Raw genomic sequence first — 3,486 nt, 5'->3', positions numbered from 1 at the left:
AAACGCCAGAACCCCGGTGCTCTTTCGGAGACACCGGGGTTCTGGACGTACTGCATAAGGAGCCTGACGATTACCTACTTTCACACGGGCAATCCGCACTATCATCGGCGTGGAGCTGTTTCACGGTCCTGTTCGGGATGGGAAGGGGTGGGACCAGCTCGCTATGGTCATCAGGCATGACGGGTTGCTGCGTCGCATCGGGTCTTTTGGACCTGGCGCCACAGCCAATCGGGAAGAAGCGTAAAGAGGTGTTGCTGAATTGGGGTTGTGTTGTTTCAGGCACAACACGCGATCTCTCAACCTGTGCGTCCTTCACTCCACAGCGGGAGGGAGGCACACCTGTTATAGGATCAAGCCTTACGGGCAATTAGTATCAGTTAGCTTAACGCATTACTGCGCTTCCACACCTGACCTATCAACGTCCTGGTCTCGAACGACCCTTCAAGGGGATCTAGTCCCCGGGGAAGTCTCATCTTGAGGCGAGTTTCCCGCTTAGATGCTTTCAGCGGTTATCTCTTCCGAACATAGCTACCCGGCGATGCGACTGGCGTCACAACCGGTACACCAGAGGTTCGTCCACTCCGGTCCTCTCGTACTAGGAGCAGGCCCCCTCAAACTTCCAGCGCCCACGGCAGATAGGGACCAAACTGTCTCACGACGTTTTAAACCCAGCTCACGTACCTCTTTAAATGGCGAACAGCCATACCCTTGGGACCGGCTACAGCCCCAGGATGAGATGAGCCGACATCGAGGTGCCAAACACCGCCGTCGATATGAACTCTTGGGCGGTATCAGCCTGTTATCCCCAGAGTACCTTTTATCCGTTGAGCGATGGCCCTTCCATACAGAACCACCGGATCACTATGACCTGCTTTCGCACCTGTTCGACTTGTGAGTCTCACAGTCAAGCACGCTTATGCCATTGCACTATCAGCACGATTTCCGACCGTACCTAGCGTACCTTCGTACTCCTCCGTTACCCTTTGGGAGGAGACCGCCCCAGTCAAACTGCCTACCATGCACTGTCCCCGATCCGGATCACGGACCAAGGTTAGAACCTCAAACAGATCAGGGTGGTATTTCAAGGACGGCTCCACGGAAACTAGCGTTCCCGCTTCACAGCCTCCCACCTATCCTACACAAACCGGTTCAAAGTCCAATGCAAAGCTACAGTAAAGGTTCATGGGGTCTTTCCGTCTAGCCGCGGGGAGATTGCATCATCACAAACACTTCAACTTCGCTGAGTCTCGGGAGGAGACAGTGTGGCCATCGTTACGCCATTCGTGCAGGTCGGAACTTACCCGACAAGGAATTTCGCTACCTTAGGACCGTTATAGTTACGGCCGCCGTTTACCGGGACTTCAATCAAGAGCTTGCACCCCATCATTTAATCTTCCGGCACCGGGCAGGCGTCACACCCTATACGTCCACTTTCGTGTTTGCAGAGTGCTGTGTTTTTATTAAACAGTCGCAGCCACCAGTTTATTGCAACCCCTTCACCCTCCTGGCGCAGGCCAGTCAAGCTACAAGGGCGTACCTTATCCCGAAGTTACGGTACCAATTTGCCGAGTTCCTTCTCCCGAGTTCTCTCAAGCGCCTTAGAATACTCATCTCGCCCACCTGTGTCGGTTTGCGGTACGGTCACTGTGAAACTGAAGCTTAGAGGCTTTTCTTGGAACCACTTCCAGTTGCTTCTGCTCCGAAGAGCATGGCCTCGCACCCTTGAATCCCGCGCCCGGATTTGCCAAAGCGCCTTCTCCAATGCAAGGACCGGGACTTCCAACACCCGGACAACCTTCCGCGATCCGTCCCCCCATCGCATTTCACAATGGTGCAGGAATATTGACCTGCTTCCCATCAGCTACGCATTTCTGCCTCGCCTTAGGGGCCGACTCACCCTACGCCGATGAACGTTGCGTAGGAAACCTTGGGCTTACGGCGAGGGGGCCTTTCACCCCCTTTATCGCTACTCATGTCAGCATTCGCACTTCCGATACCTCCAGCACGCTTTTCAACGCACCTTCGCAGGCTTACGGAACGCTCTCCTACCATGCGTGCAAAGCACGCATCCGCAGCTTCGGTATATGGCTTAGCCCCGTTACATCTTCCGCGCAGGACGACTCGATCAGTGAGCTATTACGCTTTCTTTAAAGGGTGGCTGCTTCTAAGCCAACCTCCTGACTGTTTTAGCCTTCCCACTTCGTTTCCCACTTAGCCATATTTGGGGACCTTAGCTGGCGGTCTGGGTTGTTTCCCTCTTGACACCGGACGTTAGCACCCGATGTCTGTCTCCCGTGATTGCACTCTTCGGTATTCGGAGTTTGCTATGGCGACGTAATCCGCAATGGACCCATCAACCATGACAGTGCTCTACCCCCGAAGGTGATACACGAGGCACTACCTAAATAGTTTTCGGAGAGAACCAGCTATTTCCAGGTTTGTTTAGCCTTTCACCCCTATCCACAGCTCATCCCCTAACTTTTCAACGTTAGTGGGTTCGGTCCTCCAGCACGTGTTACCGTGCCTTCAACCTGGCCATGGATAGATCACCTGGTTTCGGGTCTACACCCAGCGACTGAACGCCCTGTTCGGACTCGCTTTCGCTACGCCTGCCCTATTCGGTTAAGCTTGCCACTGAATGTAAGTCGCTGACCCATTATACAAAAGGTACGCCGTCACCCCTTGCGAGGCTCCGACTGTTTGTATGCATGCGGTTTCAGGATCTATTTCACTCCCCTCCCGGGGTTCTTTTCGCCTTTCCCTCACGGTACTGGTTCACTATCGGTCGATCACGAGTATTTAGCCTTGGAGGATGGTCCCCCCATCTTCAGACAGGATTTCACGTGTCCCGCCCTACTTGTCGTACACCTAGTTCTTCCATTCCGCCTTCGCCTACGGGGCTATCACCCACTATGGCCGCACTTTCCAGAGCGTTTGGCTGACGGTACAGATAAAGAGTACAGGCTGGTCCCATTTCGCTCGCCACTACTTTGGGAATCTCGGTTGATTTCTTTTCCTGCGGCTACTTAGATGTTTCAGTTCGCCGCGTTCGCTTCACATGACCTATGTATTCAGTCATGGATACTCCATTCGGAGTGGGTTTCCCCATTCGGATATCGGTGGATCAAAGCTTGTTTGCCAGCTCCCCACCGCTTTTCGCAGGCTACCGCGTCCTTCATCGCCTGTGATCGCCAAGGCATCCACCACATGCACTTGTTCGCTTGACCCTATAACGGGTGTGTCTCGCCGTGATTGCTCACTTCGGACTCACTCGCTACAGGTTGAGTATTCGTGTTGCGCCGTATTTCAAGGCAATCTTTCGATCACTTAAAAATACATTGATACAATCACAACCCTGATTCACCTACTCCACACCCATCTCTAAGTGTGTTTCAGATGAATCTCTTTACTACTTCTTCCTGATTGTTAAAGAACGACAGCCGATACGTTTTCACATACCGCTCTGACTGGCTCAATCGCCAATGC

General features: G+C 53.2%; 2 rRNA genes. Both read right to left on the bottom strand.

What is annotated here, in order from left to right:
• Positions 1 to 61: 61 nt before the first annotated feature.
• Positions 62 to 175, bottom strand: a 5S ribosomal RNA gene (gene rrf / locus E1N52_RS43165).
• 171 nt (positions 176 to 346) lie between these two features.
• Positions 347 to 3,227: ribosomal RNA gene (locus E1N52_RS43160) — 23S ribosomal RNA — on the bottom strand.
• Between the last annotated feature and the right edge of the window lie 259 nt (positions 3,228 to 3,486).

The sequence above is a fragment of the Paraburkholderia guartelaensis genome, from assembly GCF_004353905.1.
GTDB lineage: Bacteria > Pseudomonadota > Gammaproteobacteria > Burkholderiales > Burkholderiaceae > Paraburkholderia > Paraburkholderia guartelaensis.
This window is presented reverse-complemented; position numbering and strand designations above follow the sequence as displayed.